This is a genomic window from Chloroflexus sp. (assembly GCF_034431535.1).
In the GTDB taxonomy this organism is placed as follows: domain Bacteria; phylum Chloroflexota; class Chloroflexia; order Chloroflexales; family Chloroflexaceae; genus Chloroflexus.
In genome coordinates this window covers 32,183-55,211 of sequence record NZ_DAOUDC010000078.1, presented here as the reverse complement: position 1 = coordinate 55,211, position 23,029 = coordinate 32,183, and the positions used below count along the sequence as shown (strand labels likewise).

The window sequence follows — 23,029 nt, the reverse complement described above, 5'->3', positions numbered from 1 at the left end:
GTAGAAAGTTACAATGATTGACTGTGCATCAAAAACCAAGATAATTGATGATGCCATTGGTGTGGCTAAACAAGGATTGCTCGAATGCAGCTCTATTATAGTGCCACTATCCATGAACGCTATCAATTTGAGGACTTAGTCTGGTTGAGTGTCACTGCGCTGGGGTTGGGCGCATTGCGCAACCCGGCCAATATACCCTCGTGCGCCCGTCACACCGCCTCGATCCGCTGTTGTGGCCGGCAATCTTTCTTGCCGGCGCTGATGCAACGAAGGGTGAGGTTGAGTTGCTCATCGATCCGCGCGATCCGGCGCTGGCTTGGCTGATTGACCTACCGGCGGGCGCTATCCTCGACCTCTGCGCACCGCTCGGTACACCGTTTGCGGCGGGACCGGCGACGCACACCCTCTTGCTGGCGGGGGTGGGAACAGCGTTGCCGGTGCTGCTCTTTGTGGCCCGCCGCTATGCTGGCCGGCTGAGCATTGCCTTGCTCATGTCCGGCGAAAAGGGGTATCTCCCGCCGCCGTTTCTCTTGCCGGAAACGGTTGAGGTGCAGACGAGCGCGGCTGGTGATGGAGCATTGTTTGAACTGCTAGCTGCGCATGCGTCCAGCAGCCCTATCCGTTGGGCTGATCAGGTACTGTTTGCGCTGCCGCCGAGCTTGCTCGGTCAAGCAGCCGCTGCGATGCGAGCGGCGCGCTTACGTTGGGATCGCGGCTTGGCGCAGGTGGTGGTGGCGGGGCCGTTGCCGTGCGGGTTAGGCATCTGCCGGGCGTGCCAGATTGAGACGCGCAACGGTTGGCAACGGCGATGTGTCGAAGGGCCGGTGTTTGATTTGCGCGATCTACGGTAAATCGCCCTCGATCCGGCGGAAGGTATTGATAAACCAACGCTGCACATCACGGAAGCGATCTTCAGCGCCGAATAAGGTCTGGCCGGTGAAATCGGGGTTAGCGAAGGCCCGCCCTTGCAAATTGACGGTGCTGACGATGACATACATCGGTTGATAGAGGGTAATCGCCGGTGATAGCTCCAGCCAACGTTGTTGAAACGCATAGTACAACTCGGCGCGAGCCACCAACTCCGGTTCAGACCGCGCCTGTTCAAGTAGCAGGTCAATCCGGCTATCGTTCAGACCGGCGTAATTCAGCCCGCCGGCAGCCTGACTAGAATGCCATAGGCTGTACGGATCGGGATCAGGGCCGATCCGGGTCCACGTATGGATCGCCGTCATAAAATCGCCGCGCCGCAAACGATCGGCCAGCGTCACGCTATCGACCGATTCGACCGTCACCTCGACCCCAATCGCGCGCCACTGCTCAGCAATGGCTTGCGCCACTGCCAGCCGGCGTTCATCCTGATCAACCAGCAGGGTAAAGCTGAGCCGTTGCGCGCCGCGCTGGCGGATGCCATCACTGCCCGGTTCAAAGTCGATTTCAGCCAACCGGTCGGCTGCCGCTGCCGGGTTGGCAGGTGGCCGGCGAATGGACGGATCATCGGCCCACGTGCCGGGCAAGAGCGGTGTATCAATTGGCTGTGCTAACCCATTGATTGCCGTTTCAATCAACGCATCGCGGTTGAGACCGAGCGCCAGCGCGCGGCGGAGGGGGATTTCTTGAAACAACGGTAGGCGGAGGTTAAAGGTCAGGATCGTATACTCATCAACCGGCAAGACGATACGCTGTTCGTTGCCGGGAAGATCGACCGCCCGCAGGTTGGCGCCCCAGCGTTCTGCAAAGCCCGTCACTTCACCGCGGGCAAGCGCCGCAGTCGCCGCTTCAGGAGTAGCTATGAACCGCAACTCGATCTGATCGAGAAATGGCCGACCGTTGTAATACGTCGGGTTTGCCGTTAACAGCGCTGCTTCGGGCCGCAATTCGGCCAACCGGAACGGTCCGCTGCCGATCAACTGGCGGGCGAACTCACTGGTAGGCCATGCGCTTGGCGGTATGTTGCGTAGCAGATGGGCCGGGAGAATCGGCACGCGGGCTAAGGCCGGGAAGGGCGCAAATGGCCCTGACAGAATAAATCGGACGGTGCGGTTATCGACACGTTCGATCAAGGTGGCGCGCCAGAAGCTGGCGACTGCCGGTTCACCGGCCTGCTCTAGCTCTTGGAGGGTGCGCAGGGTAAAGACGACGTCATCGGCGGTGAGGGGTGTGCCGTCGTGCCAGCGCAATCCCGGCCGCAAGGTGAAGGTATAGATTTCACCGGTGGCGTCAACTGTATACCCCTCGGCCAAGGCCGGTTTGATCAAGCCATCAACCCCGATGCGTGTCAACCCCTCGAAGAGCAAGCTGATCAGCGCTCTCCCGGCCGGATCGGCAACGGGATCGTTGAGTAACGGGATCGGTATCACCGGCGTTCCAACGACCGCCTCGCGATAGACGCCGCCGGTGGCCGGATTATCGGTGGAAGCGCTGAGCGCTGCCAAGCGGCCAAACAAGACAACAATCACTCCGATCCCGGTGAGCGCAATCGCAATCTGCCAACGAATCCGGCGCGCCATACCTTAATTGAAAATGGGGAGGCTGGTGATCAGCGCGAGCAGTAAAAAGCTTACTCCCAGCGCAATCGTGGCCTGATACAGAGTCTTTTCAATGCCGCGGCGCGTGCGATACATCGAGCTGGTGTCGCGGTTGGGACCGCCGCCGCGCGATTGCAAAATGACCAGCACGCTCATCACGGCGCTAATAACCAAAATCGCAATGTAGAGAGCGGTTTCCATTGCTGCCTTGCTCCTCATATCGATATTCGTCGCTGCATCATGCAGGCACATCAGTATACCACAGAGTATCAACCGGCATGCGTTGTTCGATTCGGCATGATTTGCCATACATACCATTCATCATCGGTTGCGTGCTGGCTGAGCGCGTGCTACGTTCCCATCATTCAGAAGCGTGTTCCAATTGCGGTTAGTTGGTTGCGCAATTGTTGCTGAAAGTCTACAGCTTCATATCTGCATAAACTCGCATTCTATGCTATGATCGCACTCGTGCAAGCCGTCACAGCTATCATCCCCAGTTGTGGCCTTGAATAGAGAGGGAGGATCGTATGCAGTTTCCCGCATACATTCGGCATCATCGGCTTCGCGAGTGGATTCAGGAGATTGTTGAACTCTGCGAGCCGGCGCAGGTTCATTTCTGCGATGGCTCGCAGGCCGAGTACGATATGCTCTGCAACCAGATGGTTGAAACAGGAACGTTCATCCGCCTCAACCCCAAACTCCGCCCCAACAGCTTTCTCGCCCGCTCGGATCCCTCCGATGTCGCTCGCGTCGAAGACCGCACCTTTATCTGTAGTGTCTCGAAAGATGATGCCGGCCCCACCAATAACTGGATGGCGCCGAAAGAGATGAAGGAAATCTTGCTGAAGCTGTTTAAAGGCAGCATGCGTGGGCGGACAATGTATATCATCCCGTTTAGTATGGGACCGATAGGTTCACCAATTGCCCATATCGGCATCCAGTTGACCGACTCGCCTTACGTTGTCGTCAATATGCATATTATGACTCGTGTCTCGACCAAGATTTACGATGTCTTGGGAGAGAACGGTGACTACATCCCATGCTTACACAGCGTAGGGATGCCGCTTGAGTTGGGGCAGCCTGATGTACCGTGGCCATGTAATCCGACCAAGTACATTGTTCACTTCCCCGAAGAGCGATCGATCTGGAGTTTTGGCTCAGGCTACGGCGGCAATGCCCTGCTGGGCAAGAAGTGTTTCGCGTTGCGGATTGCGTCGGTGATGGCCCGCCAAGAGGGTTGGCTGGCCGAGCACATGCTTATTCTAGGCGTGAAAGAGCCGAGCGGGCGCAAGACGTATGTTGCGGCTGCATTCCCATCGGCATGCGGTAAGACCAACTTTGCCATGCTTATTCCGCCGAACAGCTTCAAGGAAGCTGGTTGGGAAGTGACGACGGTTGGCGATGATATTGCATGGATCAAACCTGGCCCGGATGGCAAGCTCTATGCAATTAATCCTGAAGCCGGCTATTTCGGTGTGGCACCGGGGACATCGTACAAGACGAACCCCAACGCGATGGAGAGCTGCCGGGCGAATAGCATCTTCACCAACGTTGCTTTGACCGACGACGGCGATGTCTGGTGGGAAGGAATGACCGATGAGCCGCCGGCCCATTTGATTGACTGGCAAGGTCGCGATTGGACGCCGGGTTGTGGTCGGTTGGCTGCCCACCCCAATGCACGCTTCACGGCCCCGGCTCGCCAAAACCCGGCTATCGATCCTGAGTGGGAAAATCCGAATGGCGTGCCAATTGAAGCCTTCATCTTCGGTGGGCGACGCAGTCGCACGGTTCCGCTGGTGTATCAGGCCTTCAACTGGACGTATGGCGTGTATCTGGCAGCGACGATGGGCTCGGAAACGACGGCCGCAGCGATGGGTCAGCAGGGAATTGTGCGGCGCGATCCATTCGCCATGCTACCCTTCATCGGCTACCACATGGGTGATTACTTTAACCACTGGCTGAGCTTTGGACGACGCTTAAAGAATCCCCCGCGCATCTTTAGTGTCAACTGGTTCCGCAAAGATGAAAACGGTAAGTTCATCTGGCCGGGTTTCGGTGAAAATTTGCGGGTGCTGAAGTGGATCGTTGAGCGTGCTCATGGACAAGCAGTCAGTGTCGAGACGCCCATCGGCTGGGTACCACGCTACGAAGATATCGATTGGCGTGGTCTTCAGTTTACCCCCGAACAATTCGAACAGGTGATGGAGTGTAATGTCTCTGAGTGGCAGCAAGAGGTGTTGCTCCACGAAGAGTTGTTCATCAAGCTCTACAACCGCTTGCCGAAAGAGCTGCTCTCGGTGCGTGATCTCATCCTTTCGAGCCTCTGGCGCATGCCAGAGAAATGGGGTGCTACGCACGAATAATGTGGTTGAGGCGCAATTGGAACATTTGTTGGCGTACTGGCGAAAGCCGGTACGCCGCTTGTTTTGACAAGGCGTGTGATTCCGTGTACTATTTAGGCTATAAAGTTGCGAATTCCCATATTGTATAGTTTAAGCATCTCCGTAGTGCTGTTCAAGAGAGCGGTTGCCGCATTGCTCCGCTGCGTTTCGCTTTTGTGTTTCATATTCTATTTCCAGCAGGGAAGGAAGGATTGACGTGCAAGCACTATTGCGCCTTTCACGCATCATCGACACCTTCACCGAATGGGTTGGGCGCTTGGCCTACATCTTGGTGCCGGTTGTGGTTGGCGTTGGGGTCTGGAATGTCGCGAATCGCTATGTGGGCCGCGCCATCGGACGCACGCTGGGGTCAAACTTTTACATCGAGGCCCAGTGGTATATCTTCTCGATAATCTTTCTGCTTGGCGCGGCGTATGCGCTCAAACACAATGAGCACGTGCGTGTTGACGTGTTCTACAGCAATTACTCGCCCAAGCGCAAAGCATTGGTCAATTTGTTAGGGACACTATTCTTTCTCTTTCCCTTCTGCGGCCTCTTAATCTACTTCGGCTGGCCGTATGTGGAACAGTCGTGGCGCATTCGCGAAAATTCGCCTGATCCCGGCGGTCTGCCTCGCTATATTATTAAAACGTTCCTTATCGTGAGCCCGATCTTACTGATTATTCAAGGCATCTCTGAAGCGATCAAATACTTTGCCGCCTTTCGCGGCGTCCTTGATCCATCCCAAATCGTCGTCGAAGAAAAAGAGACCAAGCTGTAATCTCTGGAGGTTCCATGTACGAGTGGCTCGGACCCGCGATGTTTCTCGGGGCGCTGGTCATCCTTGGCATCGGCTACCCCGTCGCCTTTTCCTTGGGTGCAACGGCGATTGTCTTCGGTATTATCGGTGTCTCGCTCGGCATCTTTGACCCGATTATCATCCGCGCGATGCCATCACGTATCTTTAACGTGATGGCAAACTATACCCTCCTCGCAATCCCTTACTTTATCTTCCTTGGCTCAATGCTTGAAAAATCGGGCTTGGCCGAAGATCTGCTCGATACGATGGGCGTGCTCTTCGGGCCAATTCGGGGTGGTTTGGCGATCTCAGTGGTGGTTGTCGGCGCATTGTTGGCCGCTACCACCGGCGTGGTGGCGGCAACGGTGGTGGCGATGGGTCTCATTTCGCTGCCGATCATGCTGCGCTACGGCTACAACAAAGAGCTGGCGTGCGGCGTGATCTGCGCTGCCGGTACCCTCGGCCAGATCATTCCGCCGTCGGTGGTGTTGGTGGTGCTCGGCGACCAGATCGGCGTCTCAGTGGGCCGCCTCTTCCTTGGTTCGCTAATCCCCGGCTTGTTGTTGGCGTCGGCGCTCGCCTTCTACTGCTGGGTTATTGCGCTACTGAAACCAGAAATGGCCCCGGCCCTGCCATTGTCGGCCCGCTCGATGACCGGTGCGGTGCTGACCAAGCGGGTAGTGCAGGTCATGATCCCGCCGCTGTTGCTGATCGTGGCTGTGCTTGGTTCGATCTTCTTTGGCATTGCCACTGCGACTGAGGCCGGTGCGGTGGGTGCGCTAGGTGCAACGCTGCTAGCGCTGGCTAATCGCCGGCTGACGTGGAAGAATTTTATTGCCGTGTGCGATGCAACCATGCGTGCCACGACAATGGTGCTCTTTATTCTGATTGGTTCGACCGCTTTTGCGCTGGTCTTCCGCGCGCTCAGCGGCGATAAGTTTGTGTTTGATCTGATGTCCAATCTGCCCGGAGGGGCGTGGGGCTTTTTGATCATCAGCATGCTGATCGTCTTCTTCCTCGGGTTCTTCATCGACTTCTTCGAGATCTGCTTTATCGTCATTCCGCTCTTCGTGCCGGTCGCGAAGGCGCTTGGCTTTGATCTGGTCTGGTTTGGCGTGTTGCTCGGCGCCAATCTGCAAACTTCGTTCCTCACCCCGCCGTTTGGTTTTGCCCTCTTCTATCTGCGCGGTGTGGCGCCTCCCGGCATTACCACCGGTGATATTTATCGCGGCGTAGTGCCGTTTATCGCCATCCAGTTGATGATCGTGATGATTTTGATCTTCTTCCCCCAACTGGCGCTCTATCTGCCGGCTATCTCGTTTGGTCAGTAGGGTTGCTATCAATCCAGCCTGCTTTCTTGCAAAACAAGACCGGAGGTAGGTCATAGCCTACCTCCGGTTGCATTGTGAATGAGGAGAGCAGCTTGCTGCCTGCTCTATACTCCCCTAGGCATTAGTATGGATTTCGCTGCACGAACAGATTGAACGGCAGCTCGTTGGTCTGGTGCCAGCGCTGAATCTTCTGGCGGAAAGTGTTCCAACCGGGGAAGATTTCCTTAAATGCCGCCGATTTGCCCTCGTACTCAGCAAACAGCTCAAAAGCCGCTTTCTGCGCTGCACTGAGAATCTCGTCGCTGTATGGACGCAATTTCTTGCCCTTCGCGACAATCCGTTCAAGGGCGTCATTGTTCAACGCATCGTATTTCGCGAGCATGTTCATATTCGATTCCCATGCCGCGACGCGAATGAAGTTCTGATACTCCTTCGGCAGCTTATTCCATGCATCGAGGTTAAACACTGCGTGGAGCGAAGGTCCCGGCTCCCACCAACCAGGAGTGTAGTAGTATTCGGTAGCATCGGGTAGGCCCAACTTTTCGTCATCATACGGACCAACCCACTCGGCAGCGTCGATTGCCCCGGTCGAAAGGGCTTGGAAAATCTCACCACCGGGCAAGGTCTGCGTGACCACGCCAATGCGCCCCATGACTTGTGCACCGAGGCCGGGGATGCGCATCTTAAGCCCCTGCATGTCAGCGACGGTGTTGATTTCGCGGCGGAACCAGCCACCCATTTGTGTGCCGGTGTTGCCGGCGGCAAAGCAGATCACACCGAAGTTCTCACCCAACTTATTGATCGCCTGCTCACCACCGCCGTGGTAGAGCCACGAGTTTTGTTGCTGTGCCGTTAGACCAAAGGGCAGTGCGGTAGCAAAGGCCCACGCCGGATCGAGACCGACGTAGTAGTACAGCGCGGTGTGACCTGCTTCAACGGTGCCTTGTGACACGTTCTGCAACACTTCAAGACCGGGGAAGAGCTCACCGGCGGGGAAGGTGGTAATCTTGAACATGCCGTTCGATAGCTCGGCCACTCGCTCGGCCAGCACCGTCGCGCCGCCGTAGATGGTGTCGAGTGAGATCGGCCAGCTTGTACCCATGCGCCACTCGATGGCCGGCATCGACGAACCTTGGGCCGGGGCTTGGGCAGTCGGAGCGGCTGTCGTCGCTGCGGCGGTTGGTGCTTCGCCACCGGCAGTGGTCGGCTGAGGCGGGGCAGCAGTGGGTGGATTGGTAACAGCCGGAGGCTGACCACAAGCAGCCAGCGTCAGACCGAGGCCGCCAAGAACGCCGGCAGCGGCACCACGAAGAAACTCTCGTCGTTTCATGCTCTGCTCCTAGGCAATCTGAACTATAAGGGAACGGTATCTTAATTATAGACGATCCAGCGAAATTGTGCAAATTACTGATTTATTGATTGTGAAACATTTGCTAAACCAGTTGTTTGTTGCTGGAAACGTGGTTACAAGAATACGAGGACGATGGCAAGTGTCACAATACTCGCCAGATTCGAGAATAACACTGTTGCGGTGACAAATTCAGGCAGTAGGTCGTTTTCCATGGCGATAATGCTGACGAGCACTGCGGTGGGCATACTGGCTTGCAAGATGCCGACGTTGCGTTCGAGTGACGGCAGGGCAAACCAGCCGACGATGCCAAAGGCCAAAACGGGCCCGCTGATGAGGCGCACGGTGCTAGATATCAGTAGATCAGCGTTAATGCGGGGAATGCCGGCAGCGGCCAGTTGCGCGCCTAATACGATCAGCATGGTCGGGATCAGCGCGCCGGAGAGCAATTCGAGCGGGCGCATCACGACTGGCGGCAGCGTGATCTCAAGCCAGTTGAACAACAACGCTGGCGGCAGCGCCAGCAGAGCTGGGGTGCGAAAGACTTGAATGGCCATACCGATACTGAAGCCGCGACTGAAGTTGGCTGCCCCGACGCAGACAATAAACGCCAGCACCAGATTGGCTAAGAAGTAGACCGTCGCAACACCGAGCGCCGCCGGCCCTTCGGCGAATTGAATGATCGGCAAGCCGAAATTGCCGACGTTGCCAAACGCCGCGATCATGACATATGCCGCGGTCATTGCCGGGCTACGCTTGAGCAGACGGGCTACCACAAAGGCAATCATGATCGAGCCGATATACACGACCGTGATAAAGCCGATCATGCGTCCGGCTAATCCTGCCTCGATCCGGGTTTGGCTGAGCACGTAAAACACGAACGCCGGGGTCAGAATAAAGTACGCGAAGCGCGAAAGGGTGCGCGCTTCGAGTTGCAGCCGCGGGCCGGTCAAGTAGCCAAGCAAGACGAGTAAGAAGACAGGGGCAAGCACGTTGAGGAAGATGCCGGGCAATTGGCTCATACAAATTGTGTTTTCTTCAGGCGCCCCATCAACGGGGCAAGGGCGGGGCAAGTAATGGTGCCTATGATACCATTTCTTCAATGCTTGCCCGTCATGCACGGCTGTGATACAATACCGCTACTTGCAAAAGCCCGATCTGGTGTTTTGCGCAAGCATCAGCTATTGCTGGCGGTTTAAGGAGTTTCTCGTATGTCGGATTTTTCCGGTCGCAATCCAGCCATCATTCTGGTAGAAGATGAGCCTGATATCCTCATCATCTTGCATCGCTTGATGCGTGATCTGACCGGTGGTTACGATATTATTACCGTCAATAGCGGTGCTGATGCGCTGGCCCAAATCGCGCTGCGCCGGGTGCCGCTCGTGATCACCGACTACAATATGCCCGGCATGAATGGTCTGCAACTGGCCGCAGCCATCAAGGAGACTTCTCCCGATACCAGCGTGGTGATGATTACCGCTTACGCTACCCCTGAGTTGGAAAAGCGCGCTCGCGAACAGCGGATCGATTACTATCTGCCTAAGCCCTTCCCGCTCGATCGCCTCGAGCAGATTGTGCGCGATGTGTTGCGCAAGTAGTCTGTCAGCATAACATCAGATCATTTTCATTCTCGCGCGCCAGTCCTCCCGTTACGATGAGGGCGCCTATTGTTGCTGTAGCCATCGTAACCGGAGGCATGTGATGTCTGATTGGCTGTCGCTACTGCCCTCGATCATCCTCGTTGTGATGATTGCGTTGACCCTAGCATTGCTGCCATTACTGGAAGATGAGCACGCACCTTCCGCCGAGCGCCAGCAGACCGATCGGATCCGGCTGCCGCGCCGGCCCCAATAATTTCTGCGTGTTAGTGCTCTGCAAGACGGAGCGCGCGGGCTAAGGCTAACGCCTCTTCCGTGTTGTGAATATCCCCCGCTAATTGCGCTTCATGGATCAACTTCAGCAATCGCCCCACTTCCGGCCCCGGCCCGATCTGTAATGCTGCCATCAGTTCGTCGCCGCGAATCAGCGGCGGCGCCGGCGGCGCCGGCGGGTTCCAATATCGATCCAGCATCGCTCCTAGCCACGCCAGATGCCGTTGCCACGCTGCGGGGTCGAGCCATGGCCCGCGCGTCGCCAAATGGTCGGCCAGCTCGTGCAGCAGAATGTCGGGGCCGGCATCGCCGGTGTCGCGGAAGAAGCGATTGATCCCACGCTCACTCAACTGTTCGCTGTCACGCATCTGCCCCGGACGCATATGTTCGCGCACGACGCTGACCAGATAGCTGGTGTCAGCGCGACTTAGGCGGAGCCGGCGCCCAATTTGCGCAACTGTTTCTGCGCCTAAGCTCTGATGGCCGTAGAAGGTTACGGTACCGTCGGGGTAGCTGACCTTCGTTTGCGGTTTGGCGTTGTCGTGCAAGAGCGCCGCTAGCTTGAGCAACGCGGCGCGCCGCACGATGCCGCGACGCTGGTTGAGCAACTCGTGGTATTGGTCGGGAAAGGGCAGCGCGCGACTGAGCTGCGGATACGTCTGCACTGCCACCGGTGGAACACCGTCATCGATCAGCCAGTCGAGCGCGGCGACCGTTTCGAGCATGTGGGCCAGCACCGGCAGAAAATGCACCCGCGGCTGATCGCAGGCGCGGGCCGGTTCGAGTTCGGGGAAGATGATCGTTAACGCGCCAATCTCTTCGAGCAGCCGCAGACCGGCGGCGGCAGCCGGCCCATCGCATGTCTTCAGCAGTTCGTCGCGGATGCGCTCGACGGCAACGTTCACGAGCAGCGGCACCGCTTCGCGCGCCGCCGCGATCAGGTCGGCGTCAGGATGCAGCCGGTGGGTGGCGCGGAACCTCCCGGCTCGCACCACGCGCAACGGGTCATCGCGCAAGCTAGTTGGCGCGCAGAGGCGCAGACGACCGGCGGCGAGATCGTCACGCCCTCCCAGCGGATCGATCAGCGTGCTCCAGTCGCCGGCCAATGCTGCCGTGAGCGGCATAGCCAGCGCGTTGATAGTAAAGTCGCGCAACCGCAAATCACCTTCGATATCAGCCGCGCGGAGCGCCGCGCAATCGATCGTTATCCCGCCGGGCAACACGGCGCGTCCGGTGTCGCGTTCGCGATCGAGCGCAACAAATGCGCCGCCGCTGGCATCGGCAATCGCTTTGGCCAGTGCCAAGCCGTTGCCGGTGGTGGCCAGATCGAGATCGACCGGCGTTTGCCCGCTCAGTAGCGCACGTACTGCGCCGCCGGCCAGCCACACCGGCTGATCGGCCAGATCTGCGATCAATTGGAAGATGCTGTTCATGATGACGTTCAACAGTCATTCAAGCGCGCGGCGTGAAGGGCTGCGCACCGGTGACAGAGACGTACAATGCTTGCGTGGACGCACATGTGCTCTTTTGGGCAACGTTATCTGCGCGATGATCCGTGTGGCGGCAGGGAGCCAGCATCGCTGGCTCCCCACGCGCGCTCGCAACAACCATTGCGCGAGGTTCACCGGCGTCCGCAGGATGCAGTTATCCTTCACCGGTCAAGGTCAACACCCCATCAGTATACCGCTCCACGGCGGGTCGCGTCCATAACAGCGGATGATACGCGCCGGCCCGCCACGCATCGGTCATATCAGCATAGTGCGGGCTCGCCGGATGGCCGCTCTGGCCGGCGGGCAAAATGGCGCGGGAAGCGTCCCAGTCGCTCAGATCGAGAATGAAGCGCAGCGACGGTGCATTGTAGATCTTCATACCGGCAATATCGCGTGGAATGTAGCAATGGTTGACGGTGTCGAGATCGCCACCCATCGGCCATGGCCCGCGGTTAAAGAGCGGGGTCAGCGCCGGTACGCTCCCCAGCGGATGGCGCAGGGTCAGGTTGTGGATCTTCTCGTACTGCCAGCGCGCCGGATCTTTGCCCAGCCGTTCGGATAGTTCGGCGGCAGTGCGGGCCAGCGCCGCGCGCAACACGCCGCCCCACGTGCGGCCATTGCCTAACCACTCATCGGGTTGGTCGAGCGGTTGGGAGGCCATCCGTTCCAACACCATCGGCAACGCGCATTCCAGATAGATGTTCGCCGGCAGCACGCTAAACGATCCGAGCGCCGCCGGTGCGTAGAACAGGTCAGCGAGTTCTTGGTAGACGATGCGGAGCAGATGGTAACGTAACCCATCATAAATCGCGCCGGCGACGCTCTTGGCGTGAAGCTGGCCATCCCAGCCAACAAGGATGTCACGGATGCGCTGCTCGCTCCCCGGTTCGAGGCTCAGGCGCGCCACCTGCTCGACCAGTTGTTTGCCGGGCACTGACAGGAGATCATTCTGGATGCGGGCAAAGCTGCGCACATCGTGTTGTTTGGCGGCATCGAGCAGTTCTTGGATGCGTTGGGCGCGATACGGATTGAGCCAGAAGCCATGGATCGGAGCGTTGCGCTGTTCACCGCCGGTAATTCGGTGATTAGCAGAGACAATCGTGCCGCTCGGCGGATCGAGCTGGCTGGGCAATTCTTCAAAGGGGATCATGCCCTCCCACTCGTACTCGCCGCTCCAGCCAGGCACCGGCAACATACCGTCACCGTGCCGCCGGATCGGCATTCGTCCAGCCAAGCAATAGCCGATATGGCCGTCGATGTCGGCATAGACGAAATTCTGCGGCGGCGTATCCCAATCGGCCAAGGCGGCGCGGAACTCGTTCCAATTTTGGACGCGGTTGAGCTTCAGCACCGAACGCATTAAGGTTGGCGAGGGATCGAGCGCCGTCCAGCGCAGTGCCAGCGCCGTGGTCTCGGCGCTGGTCGTGGTTGGCTCGCCGCGCAGCGTGCCGGCCACCGGATCGATGATCGGGCCGTGGCGGGTGATACGCACATCGATCACCACCGGCTCGGCTTGGCCTTTGACCGCAATCGTCTCGGTCACGACTTCGGCGGTCAGCCACTCATCGCGCCAGCGGTAACGCAGCGGGTCAGCGGCATCGAACTGCTCGATGAAGAGGTCTTGGTTATCGGTGCGCGCATTGGTCACGCCCCACGCAATGCGCTGGTTATGGCCGATAATCACACCGCAGGTGGCTGGAATGGTGGTGCCGGCGACGTGAAAATCGCCGCCTTCGAGATGCACTTGGTACCAGAGGTTGGGCAAAGCTACATTGAGATGAGGGTCATTCGCCAGCAAGGGTCTCCCGCTAGTGGTGCGTTTGCCGGCTGCCACCCACGCATTGGAGCCTTGCGGCGTCTGGGTTTCGCCGGTAAAGAGCGCGGCATCGCTGGCCAGTTGCAGCGCGTCGGCGCCGAGATCGGCGGTATAATGCGCGCCGGACGGCGCCGTTAAGGGGCCGTCTTCGGGGTAGCGCGGGCGGAGCGCAATAGCCCGCTCGATGCCGACAGTTGCCACAATCTGCGCCTGCAACAACTCTTGCATCCAGTTGGTCGAGAGATTGAGCGACATCATCTTTGGCCAGACCAAGAGGTCGGCCAGTTCCCACGGCTGCGGCTGGAAGCCGAGAATAGTAAACTCGAGCGGCAATCGGCTGCCGCTCTGCTCGATACAAGCATTCACGCCGCGTAGATATGCGGTCATCAAGGTCGCCGTCTCATCGTCGAGCAACGCAGCTTCGCGGCGGGCAATGCGGCTAAAGCCGAGGGTACGGATGAAGCGATCGGAGTCGATCGCAATCGGGCCAAAGATCTCGGCGAGGCGGCCATGCCCGATCCGGCGGTGCATTTCCATCTGCCAGAGCCGGTCTTGGGCATGCACATACCCAAGGGCGCAGAAGAGGTCTTCGTTGTTGTCCGCATAAATATGCGGAACTCCCCAGCGGTCGCGGCGCACTTCGACGGCTGCGCGCAGACCGGGCAGCTTGGCCCGCCCGTTGGTGCGCGGCAAAGGACGGCGGAGGGCAGCGACGGCGCCTACGCCGGCGAGGGCCGCCACAGCGCCAACGGTAATGCCGATGGCCCGTCCGAGGCGAGAGGGGTTGAAGGTCACGCTTCACCTCCGTTTCAGACTGAGAATGGTGACACTTGTATTGTCAACCGCACAAGCGAAAGTGTCAACTGTTCATCTGGTGAATGAACCGGCAAGTTGAGGGGCGGACAGAACATCTGGTCGATCACAACCGCTGATCGCTAGGCGATGCTTCAACGCTCGGCTCTCCACTCCCCCTCTCTCGTGCCAGTAGGAGAGGGGCTTAACATAGCGCATCTCAAAGTCATTAACCGTATCTGCGCTCATGGGTTTTGTCCACCCTTGAAGCCAGCGAGGAGACAGCGTGTAACCTTCATCCGCCTGCGCGGTTGACAGTGACGAACGGATGGCGTATCTTTCCAAAAGGTGAATCACACGCTCAGTCAAAGTAACGAACCATGAGCTGGTCTGTTCCGCCGGAATTACATCACGATTTCTTGTTAGTCGAGCAGCTCTTGCGTGAGCGCACGCGGGCGCGGATGGCTGTCATTTCCATGGTCGGCCCCCATGTGGTTACCGATCCATCTGATCGGTTGCGGGCGTTGATTGTGCTGGCCATTGCCCGCTTGGGGAATGGTGCTGGCGAACAGGTCGCGCATGCCGCTGCGGCGGTGGAACTGATCGAAGCAGCAACTCGGGCGCACGATGATCTGATCGACGAGCAGTCCCGCCGCGCTGGCCGGGTAGCCAACGGCGCGTGGGATCACGGCGTGGCGCTCATGGTGGGTGATTACCTCTTTGCACTGGCTGCCGGCGAGATGGCGCGCAGCCCTGATCCGCGCATTATTGGTCTGTATTCGCAGGCGGTGATGCAGATCTGCGAAGGCCAGTTAACGACGGTGAGCAGCCTGACGCCGAATGAAACGGCGCTGGTGGCGTATTGGCAGCGGGAGGAAGCGTTAGCCGGGGCCTTGTTTGCGGCGGCGGCGCAGGCCGGAGTGTTGTGCGGCGGGTTGGCTGACTCGTTGCTTGAGCCGGCGACACAGTTTGGCCTGCATCTTGGCTTAGCCCGGCGGCTCGCCAGAGAGATACGCGATCTAGAGGCCGATGGCGCATGGCTGCAAGCCGGTCATGTGCCGCTGGCCTTGGTGTTGGCTGCCGGTAATTCGCCAGCGCCAGAGTTACAGGCGCTCTTTGCCCATCCGTCACCAGAGACGATCGCAGCCGCGTTGCCAATCATCCAGCGCGATGGCTTGCCGGCAGCGCGGGCAGTTCTGGTTGAACAACAAGCTGCGGCCCGGCAGGCGCTGGCCCAATTGCCGGTTGGCGCGACTACCCCGTGGCTGGCGGCGCTGATCGGACAGCTTGGTAGCTAAGTTGGGCGAGTGCCTATGTTATAATGCGACGGCTAACCGTTCGTTGCCGCTTTCAATCCGGCAGGAGAGGCTATGTACCGTTCACATACCTGTGGTGAGTTGCGCCCCGCTCACGCTGGCCAAGAGGTGACGCTGGCCGGCTGGGTGCATCGCCGGCGCGACCATGGCGATCTGATTTTTATTGACCTGCGCGATCGCTACGGTATCACGCAGGTCGTGTTTGACAGCGCCAACCCGGCAGCGCATGAAGTGGCCGAGACCGTGCGCTCGGAATATGTCGTTCAGGTGCGCGGTCGGGTGCGCATTCGCCCTGCCGAAGCTGTCAATCCTGACATTGCCACCGGCGAGATTGAAGTGTCTGCGAGCGAGGCACAGGTGCTGAACTCGGCTCGCACGACGCCGATCTACATTGCCAAAGAGGGTGGCGAAGATGAAGCGGTGCGCCTCAAGTATCGCTACCTTGACCTGCGCCGCGAGCGGATGCAGCGCAATCTGATCTTGCGCCATCGCGTGGTCAAGTTTATCCGCGATTTTCTTGACAACGAGGGCTTTCTTGAGATCGAGACCCCGATCTTGATCAAATCAACCCCGGAAGGTGCGCGTGACTATCTGGTGCCCTCACGTTTGCATCCGGGCAAGTTTTATGCTCTGCCGCAAAGCCCGCAGCAACTTAAGCAGTTGCTGATGGTGGCCGGCTACGATAAATATTTCCAGATTGCCCGCTGCTTCCGCGATGAAGATCAGCGCGCCGATCGCCAGCCTGAGTTTACCCAGCTCGATATGGAGATGAGCTTTGTCGATCAGGAAGACGTGCTCAATCTGATCGAGCGGCTCTTTACCGCCCTGTGCCGCACGATAACGCCGCACAAGTATCTGCCGACACCGTTCCGCCGCCTCACATACACCGAAGCAATGGAGCGTTACGGTTCCGATAAGCCCGATCTGCGCTACAACCTCGAATTGGTCAATCTCAGTGATCTGTTAGCTGAGACGCCGTTCCAAGTGTTCCGCAGTGCGCTAGCTGCTGGCGGTCGGGTGAAAGGGATTCGGGCGCCGGGGTGCGCAACCTTCTCGCGCAAGCAGATCGACGAACTGGCCGAGGTGGTGCGCGCCGGCGGCGCAAATGGGTTGGCGTGGGCCGTCTTGCCGGCTGATGGCGGCGAAGTCCGTTCGAGCTTCGCCAAGAACCTCGCTCCCGGCGAGTTTGATGCGATTGCCCAACGCATGGCGGCGCAACCCGGCGATCTGTTGTTGATCGTCGCCGATCAGCCGGCGGTAGTTGCCGCCTCGCTCGACAAGCTGCGCCGTAATCTGGCTGAACGGCTGCACCTCGCCGATCCCAACACGCTCTGCTTTGCGTGGGTGGTTGATTTTCCGCTGGTGGAATGGAACGAGGACGAGCAGCGCTGGGACGCCGTTCACCATCCCTTCACCGCGCCCAAAGACGAAGACCTGCATCTGTTGGCGACCGATCCGGGCAAGGTGCGCGCCAAGGCTTACGACCTGATCCTCAATGGCTACGAGGCCGGTGGTGGTAGCATCCGTATCCATCGTCGCGACGTGCAGCAGCAGATCTTTTCGCTGCTCGGCATCAGCGAAGCGCAGGCGCAGGCCCAGTTTGGTCACATGCTGGAGGCGTTTGAATATGGCGCGCCACCCCACGGCGGGATCGCTCCCGGCATCGATCGGCTGGTGATGATCTTGGCCGGCGAGCCGACCATCCGTGAAGTGATGGCCTTCCCCAAGACGCAGCAAGCAGTCGATCTGATGACCAACGCGCCGTCGCCGGTTGATGAGCGCCAGTTGAAGGAGCTGCATATCCGGATCGTCGATGAATGATGATCCGGCGTGCCACTGTAGCAGGTAGAGCGGTCGCTGCCGATCGCCAACTCGGCGGCAGGCGCGCAACCTGCCGGCTACGGTGGCTGCGAAAAAAGTAGTACTTCTGACCCGGCGACAAGTTTGCGCAAAAAAGCTATACTATAAGATGCACGACGTCCATGCCGCCGCCGCGCCGAGATAGGCGCGGCGTTGCGTTCGCCGGAGCAAGTATGCCCAAGCGTATTTTAATTGTCGATGATGATCCGAACATTCGCCGGTTGGTGGCGTTGGCGCTCACCGATGATACGCCATACGAAGTGAGCGATGTCTCTTCGGCGGAGGCTGCGCTGTTGCACATTTCACGCCAGCCAGTCGATCTGTTATTCACCGATCTGCGTATGCCGGGTATGAATGGGATCGAGTTGATCCAGCGGGTGCGCCAGCTTGATCCGGGCACAGCGGTGGTAGTGTTTACGATTAGTCCCGAAGACTTATCGCCGCAACTCAAAGCCGAATTGCAGATTGACTACGTCTTGACCAAGCCAGCCACTGCTGAGCAATTGCGGTTAGCGGCGACCACCTTGCTCGATCCGATCAAGCCGGTGGGCGCTAGCCGCCCTGAAGCGCAACCAGCCGAACCGGCCAGCGGCAGCCGGTTTAGCCAGCGGCTGGCCGCTCTGCGTACACGCCAGTCACTGCCGCTAGCGCCGGCGGTGAACTCGGCGGTGGCGATGCGGCTGACACCCAACCAGCCCGGCCGGAGCGGGCGCAGCTATTCGGAAGCCCAGCTCGAACGTATGCGGCAGGCGTTGAAGGATTTGGCACTGGCGCCCGATGTGCAGTGCGCCATTTTGGCCGATATGAGCGGGTTGGTGCTCAGCCATTGGAGCCGGCGGCGCGATATTAATGTCACGGTCGTGGCGGCGCTGGCGGCCGGCAACACGCTGGCGCTGGCCGAGATTGGCCGCCATTTGGGCCAGCAACGTCCCGGCCATTTAGTCATTCACGAGGGCCAAGATCAAAACATCATTATGGCGTCGGTTGATGACCTGATCCTGTTGCTGGCGATTGGCGCTAACGCATCGCTTGGTTGGGCGCGGATCGCCGCCTTGCGCGCGTGCGAGGAAATGGCCCGGATTGCGCGCAGCGAGTAGCGAATGGCATTTGACACCACGCTAACCCTTTGCTATACTACGCAAGGCAAAGGGCGGTGCAACCGCTCTGTTTTCATGTTGTCTCGACGCAGTGCGTGCGTCGCCCCAAGGAGAAGAAGACCGTGTATGCGATTATTCGTGACCGTGGCATGCAATACCGTGTCGAGCCGGGCCAAGTCCTGACCATCGACCTGATCAGCGCCGAGCCGGGCAGCCAGATCGAGCTGGGTGAAGTGCTGTTGGTGGGCGACGCGGAGCAGGTAAAGGTCGGCTCGCCGCTGGTCGAGGGCGCTGTGGTGCGGGCAGAGGTGTTGGGCGAGCAGAAGGGCGACAAGATCGTCGTGTTCCGCTACCGCAACAAGACGCGCTATCGCCGCCGCACCGGCCATCGCCAGCGCTATACCAAAGTTCGCATTAGCGAGATCGTCGCCTAGAGGAGCTTGAACAATGGCACACAAAAAAGGTGTAGGCAGCTCGCGCAACGGGCGTGACAGCAATCCGAAAATGCGCGGTATCAAGCGCTTCGGCGGCGAGCTGGTTCGGGCCGGCAATATTATCGTGCGCCAGTGCGGCACCAAAATCAAGCCGGGTGAGAATGTCGGCGTTGGTCGCGACTGGACGCTCTACGCCCTGGTTGATGGCGTGGTGCAGTTCGGCCACTATTCGCGCTCCCAGAAGATGGTCAGCGTGATTCCAGTTGCGTCTGCCGAAGCCGCTGCCAATTAGAGAGGATACGACGGTGAAACAGGGTATTCATCCCAAGTACTACACCGATGGCATCGTCTGCACGACCTGCGGGACGGTGTGGAAGATCGGTTCGACCCGCCCGAATCTGCGGGTGGAAATTTGCTCGAACTGCCATCCGTTCTATACCGGCGAACAGCGCATCGTCGATACCGCCGGCCAAGTTGATCGCTTTATGCGCCGGTTGAATGTTGCCCAAGAGCGGCAGACCGAGCGCGAAGCGCGCCGCTCTGGCCGCCAACCCGAAAAGAAGAAGAGCTTGCTCAAAGAGATTTACGGTGAGGAGGCGGAATAGCCGTTGATTACCCGGAAATAGGTGGGGCGACGCGAGCGCGTCGCCCTTTCCTATTTGTACTTCTCTAAGATGCGGCGGGCATGGTTGACGACCTCGGCCCGCAATTCGCTCGGTTCGATCACCTCCACCTCTGTTCCCCAACTCAACACCCAACTTAAGATTTCGCGAATGCCGGCGACAGTCAGGTATACGTCGCAACTGCCATCGGCGTTGTCGATCAATTGTTGGCTGTGGTGCCAGCGATTCTCGCGGATGCGCGGTGCGGCTTGCGGGCTGAAGCGCAGGTGAATCGTCACGTCCGCCTCGTTCATCACTTCCCACGACCGTGCCAAGTGGGCATACGGGTCAAAGTCCGGGGGAATAGTGAACCGCTCATCAAGCAGTTTGGCATCCTCGATGCGTTCGACTTTGAAGGTGCGCAAATCATTGCGTAGCCGGTCATAGCCGATCACGTACACTCCCGGAGTTGTACGCACCACTTCGAGAAAGTAGGGTGCAATATCGCGTTCAGTTGGCTCCCGGTTAGGCGCACGATAGCGGATGCGCACCATGCGCCGGTCGGCCCACGCTCGCGTGAGCAGTTCGAGCATGCGCACATAATGCGGATTAGGTGGCCGTTTGCGCACAATCTCGGCCAAGCGGGCAATGTGGCCGGCGATCGTTTGGTCGGGCAGGCCGGCGGCAAGCTGGTCGAGCGCCGAAACAATGTGCGGGTTGTGTTCGTCGCTGTGGTGGCTGAGTAACCGCGCCGCAAAGAAGAGCGCGATCGCTTCATTGAGGTTCAGCCGGATGGTGGCGAGGTATTTGTTGCGATCGAGGCCGTACTTGCCGTTGTGTTCCCAAATCGGTACGTCCGCTTCGCTGAGCGTATCGAGATCGCGGTAGATGGTGCGCCGGTTGACGCCGCACAGTTTGGCAAGTTCGATCACGCTATAGCCGTTGGGTGGCGCATTGTACAGTTTATGTTCAAGGCTGCGCAACCGCGCGGCTTTGCTGCGCAACCGGTTTTCGGCGCTCGTCATGGTCGGTGCCGTATAAAGTATCGCCGCAAAGGGTGGCAACGATGCTGTTGGCCTGCTTTGCGGTGGTCATCTGCCTTGTTACAATACGAACGAAGCCGCAATCATTCCAACCGTGAGCAACCCGCCCCAGATCGTGATCCAGATCAGATCTTGGCGGACATCAGCATATTCGCGGCTGTAATCAGGCGGTTCGACCGACCGGGCAACCGGGCGGCGCACCGGGCTCGAGCGTTGATTGGAACGGCGACGATTGCTGCGCGAAGACATCGACATACGGCCATACTCCTTGTGAAGGTTGTTGTCCCAGTTGTATTATAGCGGAAGTTTTTGCCCGGCCCGCACCGGCCAGATTGGCTGAGGCGCACGTTGCGAGGGTAGTGGTTTGCGACCTCACGCTATGGAACGGGACGGTGGGACAGAGTACTAGACCCGTACGGGCTAAGCACCCGCTTGCGCATCCAGTTCTCTAACGGTACTATACCCAGCGTGGTTCATTCAGTTCGTAGTGGGAAGAGTTATGCGGGTAGGGATTTTCGGCGGCGGCCAATTAGCCCAAATGTTAGTGCAAGCGGCCATCAGCCTCGGTGTGGAAGTGGTGATTTGCGAGCGGACGCCGGATAGTCCGGCGGCGCGTTATACCCAGCATGCAGTGGTGGGGCCGTGGGAAGATGAAGCGGTGCTCGCTGCGTTTGCCCGCCAGTGCGATTTGGTGACGTTAGAAAACGAGTTTATTGATGCCGGCTTGCTCGAGCGGGTTGTGGCCTTGGGTGCGCCGGTTTGGCCTACGCTGGCGACAGTCGCCGTGGTGCAAGATAAGTTGTGGCAAAAAGAGCGGTTGGCGGCGGCGGGGTTGGCGGTGCCGCCGTTCCGGTCGGTCGCTGCACCGGATGCGGTCTTGGCGGTTGCGAAAGAGTTTGGCTGGCCGCTGGTGCTCAAAGCGCGCCGCAATGGCTATGATGGCTACGGCAATGCCACTCTGCGCGGCCCGGCTGATGTCGTGCCGGCGTGGGAACGGCTCACTCGCGGCGGCAGCCCGTTGCTGGTTGAGGCATGGGTGCCGTTTAGCCGCGAATTGGCGGTGATGGTTGCGCGCCGGCGTGATGGCGCGACAGCGGTATACCCGGTGGTCGAGACAGTGCAGCAGAATCATATTTGCCAGGTGGTCTACGCACCGGCGCCGGTTGAACCGGCGATGGCCGCGTTGGCGACTGAACTGGCCGTGGCCGCGATTGAGGCGGTTGAGGGGGTGGGGATTTTTGGCGTCGAGCTGTTTGCACTGGCCGATGGGCGGGTGCTGATCAACGAGTTGGCCCCTCGCCCGCACAATTCTGGCCACTACACGATTGAAGCCTGCGTCACCTCGCAGTTTGAGCAGCACCTGCGGGCCGTGCTGGGTTGGCCGCTTGGCCCGACCGCGATGCGCGCGCCGGCAGCGGTGATGGTTAATCTGCTCGGCCAGCGTAACGGCCCTATCAACACCAGCGCAATAACCGCGGCGCTCGCAGTTCCCGGCGCGCACATGCACTTTTACGGCAAGCGCGAAGAGCGGATCGGGCGCAAGATGGGCCATATTACCGCGTTGGCAGATACCTTGGCTGAAGCTGAAGCGATTGCCCGCCGCGCCGCCGCACTGGTGGCGATGCCGTCGTGATAAGTCGAGACGAGGAAGCGCTATGTCCGATCATCCTCTCGTGGGTATCATCATGGGCAGTGACAGCGACTTGCCGACTATGCAAGGCGCAATCGATGTCTGTCGCGAGTTTGGCATTCCCTACGAAGCGCGGGTCGTCTCAGCCCACCGCACCCCGCTCGATATGGCCGAATACGGTATCACTGCGCACCAGCGCGGTATCAGGGTCATCATTGCCGGGGCCGGCGGCGCGGCCCACTTGCCCGGCATGATTGCCGCCCATTCGCCGTTGCCGGTGATCGGTGTGCCAGTGCCGAGCAAAGCTCTTAACGGCCTCGACTCGCTGCTCTCGATTGTGCAGATGCCGGCAGGGGTGCCGGTGGCCACGGTTGCCATCGGTAATGGTCGCAACGCCGGTTTGCTCGCCGTGCAGATACTGGCCAGCGCCGATCCGGCGTTGTTGGCGCAAGTGCAAGTCTACAAAGAGCGCATGGCAGCCGAGTCGCGGGCCAAGAACCGCATCTTTACAGAAGCGTAATCTCTGTGGCGGGCAAGACCGGTTGCGTGTTCATGCTCATGTGCTATTGTCGGTACCGTCTTCCGCAAGCGAAGATGATTCTCGCCAAGCGATGGCAAAAGCTGGTTGGCACAGACCTTCGGCGTTCAGATCACGATAGTAGTTGCCATAAGATGCTATCGCTGAGTGCGCGAA

22 protein-coding genes are annotated in these 23,029 nt (G+C 59.2%); 14 read left to right on the top strand and 8 right to left on the bottom strand.

The window, feature by feature from the left end:
- Positions 1-200: 200 nt before the first annotated feature.
- Entirely contained in the window at positions 201-851 is a 651-nt protein-coding gene (locus tag U9R61_RS19715; protein WP_322490518.1) for a hypothetical protein, read from the top strand.
- Here U9R61_RS19715 and U9R61_RS19710 read toward each other — a convergent pair.
- Positions 843-2,507 (bottom strand): peptide ABC transporter substrate-binding protein, encoded by a 1,665-nt coding sequence (locus tag U9R61_RS19710; RefSeq protein ID WP_322490517.1) that lies wholly within the window; start codon positions 2,505-2,507, stop codon positions 843-845. The two genes, U9R61_RS19715 and U9R61_RS19710, sit on opposite strands and share 9 nt — an antisense overlap.
- A gap of 3 nt (positions 2,508-2,510) precedes the next feature.
- Positions 2,511-2,834, bottom strand: a complete 324-nt coding sequence (gene secG / locus U9R61_RS19705) for a preprotein translocase subunit SecG (protein WP_322490516.1) — start codon at positions 2,832-2,834, stop codon at positions 2,511-2,513.
- Between the two features lie 218 nt (positions 2,835-3,052).
- Between secG and U9R61_RS19700 the strand changes: the two genes are divergently transcribed.
- From U9R61_RS19700 to U9R61_RS19690, 3 genes are all read left to right on the top strand, one after another.
- Entirely contained in the window at positions 3,053-4,888 is a 1,836-nt protein-coding gene (locus U9R61_RS19700; RefSeq protein WP_322490515.1) for a phosphoenolpyruvate carboxykinase (GTP), read from the top strand.
- A gap of 235 nt (positions 4,889-5,123) precedes the next feature.
- Positions 5,124-5,687: a TRAP transporter small permease subunit gene (locus U9R61_RS19695; RefSeq protein WP_322490514.1), complete on the top strand. Its 564-nt coding sequence runs from the start codon at positions 5,124-5,126 to the stop codon at positions 5,685-5,687.
- 14 nt (positions 5,688-5,701) lie between these two features.
- Positions 5,702-7,036 carry a TRAP transporter large permease subunit gene (locus tag U9R61_RS19690; RefSeq protein ID WP_322490513.1) on the top strand — a complete coding sequence of 445 codons (1,335 nt, stop codon included), beginning with the start codon at positions 5,702-5,704 and terminating at the stop codon, positions 7,034-7,036.
- Positions 7,037-7,157: 121 nt separating this feature from the next.
- Here the strand turns inward: U9R61_RS19690 and U9R61_RS19685 are convergent, their stop codons facing one another.
- Positions 7,158-8,366 carry a TRAP transporter substrate-binding protein gene (locus U9R61_RS19685; protein WP_322490512.1) on the bottom strand — a complete coding sequence of 403 codons (1,209 nt, stop codon included), beginning with the start codon at positions 8,364-8,366 and terminating at the stop codon, positions 7,158-7,160.
- Positions 8,367-8,500: 134 nt separating this feature from the next.
- The gene (locus U9R61_RS19680) at positions 8,501-9,406 is read right to left on the bottom strand and encodes an AEC family transporter (RefSeq protein ID WP_322490511.1); all 906 of its coding nucleotides are present in this window, start codon (positions 9,404-9,406) and stop codon (positions 8,501-8,503) included.
- Positions 9,407-9,595: 189 nt separating this feature from the next.
- On the opposite strand from U9R61_RS19680, the gene U9R61_RS19675 reads away from it, so the two are divergent.
- Both U9R61_RS19675 and U9R61_RS19670 read left to right on the top strand, forming a co-directional pair.
- Entirely contained in the window at positions 9,596-9,982 is a 387-nt protein-coding gene (locus tag U9R61_RS19675; protein ID WP_066784786.1) for a response regulator, read from the top strand.
- A gap of 103 nt (positions 9,983-10,085) precedes the next feature.
- On the top strand, positions 10,086-10,238 hold the full coding sequence (locus tag U9R61_RS19670) for a hypothetical protein (protein WP_322490510.1): 153 nt from the start codon (positions 10,086-10,088) through the stop codon (positions 10,236-10,238).
- Between the two features lie 10 nt (positions 10,239-10,248).
- Here U9R61_RS19670 and U9R61_RS19665 read toward each other — a convergent pair whose 3' ends face one another.
- Complete coding sequence (locus U9R61_RS19665) at positions 10,249-11,688, bottom strand: HD domain-containing protein (RefSeq protein ID WP_322490509.1); 1,440 nt, start codon at positions 11,686-11,688, stop codon at positions 10,249-10,251.
- A gap of 211 nt (positions 11,689-11,899) precedes the next feature.
- Positions 11,900-14,356: a penicillin acylase family protein gene (locus tag U9R61_RS19660; RefSeq protein WP_322490508.1), complete on the bottom strand. Its 2,457-nt coding sequence runs from the start codon at positions 14,354-14,356 to the stop codon at positions 11,900-11,902.
- Positions 14,357-14,733: 377 nt separating this feature from the next.
- On the opposite strand from U9R61_RS19660, the gene U9R61_RS19655 reads away from it, so the two are divergent.
- The 6 genes from U9R61_RS19655 (at position 14,734) to rpmE (ending at position 19,665) form a co-directional block, all read left to right on the top strand.
- Entirely contained in the window at positions 14,734-15,651 is a 918-nt protein-coding gene (locus U9R61_RS19655) for a polyprenyl synthetase family protein (RefSeq protein WP_322490507.1), read from the top strand.
- A gap of 72 nt (positions 15,652-15,723) precedes the next feature.
- Complete coding sequence (gene aspS, locus U9R61_RS19650) at positions 15,724-17,490, top strand: aspartate--tRNA ligase (protein ID WP_322490506.1); 1,767 nt, start codon at positions 15,724-15,726, stop codon at positions 17,488-17,490.
- A 212-nt stretch (positions 17,491-17,702) separates the two neighbouring features.
- Positions 17,703-18,626, top strand: a complete 924-nt coding sequence (locus U9R61_RS19645) for a response regulator (RefSeq protein ID WP_322490505.1) — start codon at positions 17,703-17,705, stop codon at positions 18,624-18,626.
- Between the two features lie 122 nt (positions 18,627-18,748).
- Positions 18,749-19,060: a 50S ribosomal protein L21 gene (gene rplU, locus U9R61_RS19640; protein WP_066784770.1), complete on the top strand. Its 312-nt coding sequence runs from the start codon at positions 18,749-18,751 to the stop codon at positions 19,058-19,060.
- 13 nt (positions 19,061-19,073) lie between these two features.
- Complete coding sequence (gene rpmA / locus U9R61_RS19635; protein WP_322490504.1) at positions 19,074-19,352, top strand: 50S ribosomal protein L27; 279 nt, start codon at positions 19,074-19,076, stop codon at positions 19,350-19,352.
- 13 nt (positions 19,353-19,365) lie between these two features.
- Complete coding sequence (rpmE, locus tag U9R61_RS19630; protein WP_322490503.1) at positions 19,366-19,665, top strand: 50S ribosomal protein L31; 300 nt, start codon at positions 19,366-19,368, stop codon at positions 19,663-19,665.
- Positions 19,666-19,715: 50 nt separating this feature from the next.
- Here rpmE and U9R61_RS19625 read toward each other — a convergent pair whose 3' ends face one another.
- Both U9R61_RS19625 and U9R61_RS19620 read right to left on the bottom strand, forming a co-directional pair.
- Positions 19,716-20,687 carry a WYL domain-containing transcriptional regulator gene (locus tag U9R61_RS19625; protein ID WP_322490502.1) on the bottom strand — a complete coding sequence of 324 codons (972 nt, stop codon included), beginning with the start codon at positions 20,685-20,687 and terminating at the stop codon, positions 19,716-19,718.
- 78 nt (positions 20,688-20,765) lie between these two features.
- Positions 20,766-20,960, bottom strand: coding sequence for a hypothetical protein (locus U9R61_RS19620; RefSeq protein ID WP_322490501.1), 195 nt, complete (start codon positions 20,958-20,960; stop codon positions 20,766-20,768).
- A gap of 244 nt (positions 20,961-21,204) precedes the next feature.
- Here U9R61_RS19620 and U9R61_RS19615 point away from each other — a divergent pair, with 244 nt between their 5' ends.
- Both U9R61_RS19615 and purE read left to right on the top strand, forming a co-directional pair.
- Complete coding sequence (locus U9R61_RS19615) at positions 21,205-22,338, top strand: 5-(carboxyamino)imidazole ribonucleotide synthase (RefSeq protein WP_322490500.1); 1,134 nt, start codon at positions 21,205-21,207, stop codon at positions 22,336-22,338.
- Between the two features lie 22 nt (positions 22,339-22,360).
- Entirely contained in the window at positions 22,361-22,855 is a 495-nt protein-coding gene (gene purE / locus U9R61_RS19610) for a 5-(carboxyamino)imidazole ribonucleotide mutase (RefSeq protein WP_322490499.1), read from the top strand.
- Positions 22,856-23,029 lie beyond the last annotated feature (174 nt).

What these genes read in the sequence shown, in the direction of transcription:
- rpmA (WP_322490504.1), top strand. Translation starts at nt 19,074, where the DNA reads ATGGCACACAAAAAAGGTGTAGGCAGCTCGCGCAACGGGCGTGACAGC.
- U9R61_RS19645 (WP_322490505.1), top strand. Translation starts at nt 17,703, where the DNA reads ATGCCCAAGCGTATTTTAATTGTCGATGATGATCCGAACATTCGCCGG.
- U9R61_RS19685 (WP_322490512.1), bottom strand. Translation starts at nt 8,366, where the DNA reads ATGAAACGACGAGAGTTTCTTCGTGGTGCCGCTGCCGGCGTTCTTGGC.
- purE (WP_322490499.1), top strand. Translation starts at nt 22,361, where the DNA reads ATGTCCGATCATCCTCTCGTGGGTATCATCATGGGCAGTGACAGCGAC.
- U9R61_RS19670 (WP_322490510.1), top strand. Translation starts at nt 10,086, where the DNA reads ATGTCTGATTGGCTGTCGCTACTGCCCTCGATCATCCTCGTTGTGATG.
- U9R61_RS19680 (WP_322490511.1), bottom strand. Translation starts at nt 9,406, where the DNA reads ATGAGCCAATTGCCCGGCATCTTCCTCAACGTGCTTGCCCCTGTCTTC.
- U9R61_RS19700 (WP_322490515.1), top strand. Translation starts at nt 3,053, where the DNA reads ATGCAGTTTCCCGCATACATTCGGCATCATCGGCTTCGCGAGTGGATT.
- U9R61_RS19615 (WP_322490500.1), top strand. Translation starts at nt 21,205, where the DNA reads ATGCGGGTAGGGATTTTCGGCGGCGGCCAATTAGCCCAAATGTTAGTG.
- aspS (WP_322490506.1), top strand. Translation starts at nt 15,724, where the DNA reads ATGTACCGTTCACATACCTGTGGTGAGTTGCGCCCCGCTCACGCTGGC.
- secG (WP_322490516.1), bottom strand. Translation starts at nt 2,834, where the DNA reads ATGGCAAATCATGCCGAATCGAACAACGCATGCCGGTTGATACTCTGT.
- U9R61_RS19710 (WP_322490517.1), bottom strand. Translation starts at nt 2,507, where the DNA reads ATGGCGCGCCGGATTCGTTGGCAGATTGCGATTGCGCTCACCGGGATC.
- U9R61_RS19665 (WP_322490509.1), bottom strand. Translation starts at nt 11,688, where the DNA reads ATGAACAGCATCTTCCAATTGATCGCAGATCTGGCCGATCAGCCGGTG.
- U9R61_RS19675 (WP_066784786.1), top strand. Translation starts at nt 9,596, where the DNA reads ATGTCGGATTTTTCCGGTCGCAATCCAGCCATCATTCTGGTAGAAGAT.
- U9R61_RS19625 (WP_322490502.1), bottom strand. Translation starts at nt 20,687, where the DNA reads ATGACGAGCGCCGAAAACCGGTTGCGCAGCAAAGCCGCGCGGTTGCGC.
- U9R61_RS19620 (WP_322490501.1), bottom strand. Translation starts at nt 20,960, where the DNA reads ATGTCGATGTCTTCGCGCAGCAATCGTCGCCGTTCCAATCAACGCTCG.
- U9R61_RS19690 (WP_322490513.1), top strand. Translation starts at nt 5,702, where the DNA reads ATGTACGAGTGGCTCGGACCCGCGATGTTTCTCGGGGCGCTGGTCATC.
- U9R61_RS19655 (WP_322490507.1), top strand. Translation starts at nt 14,734, where the DNA reads ATGAGCTGGTCTGTTCCGCCGGAATTACATCACGATTTCTTGTTAGTC.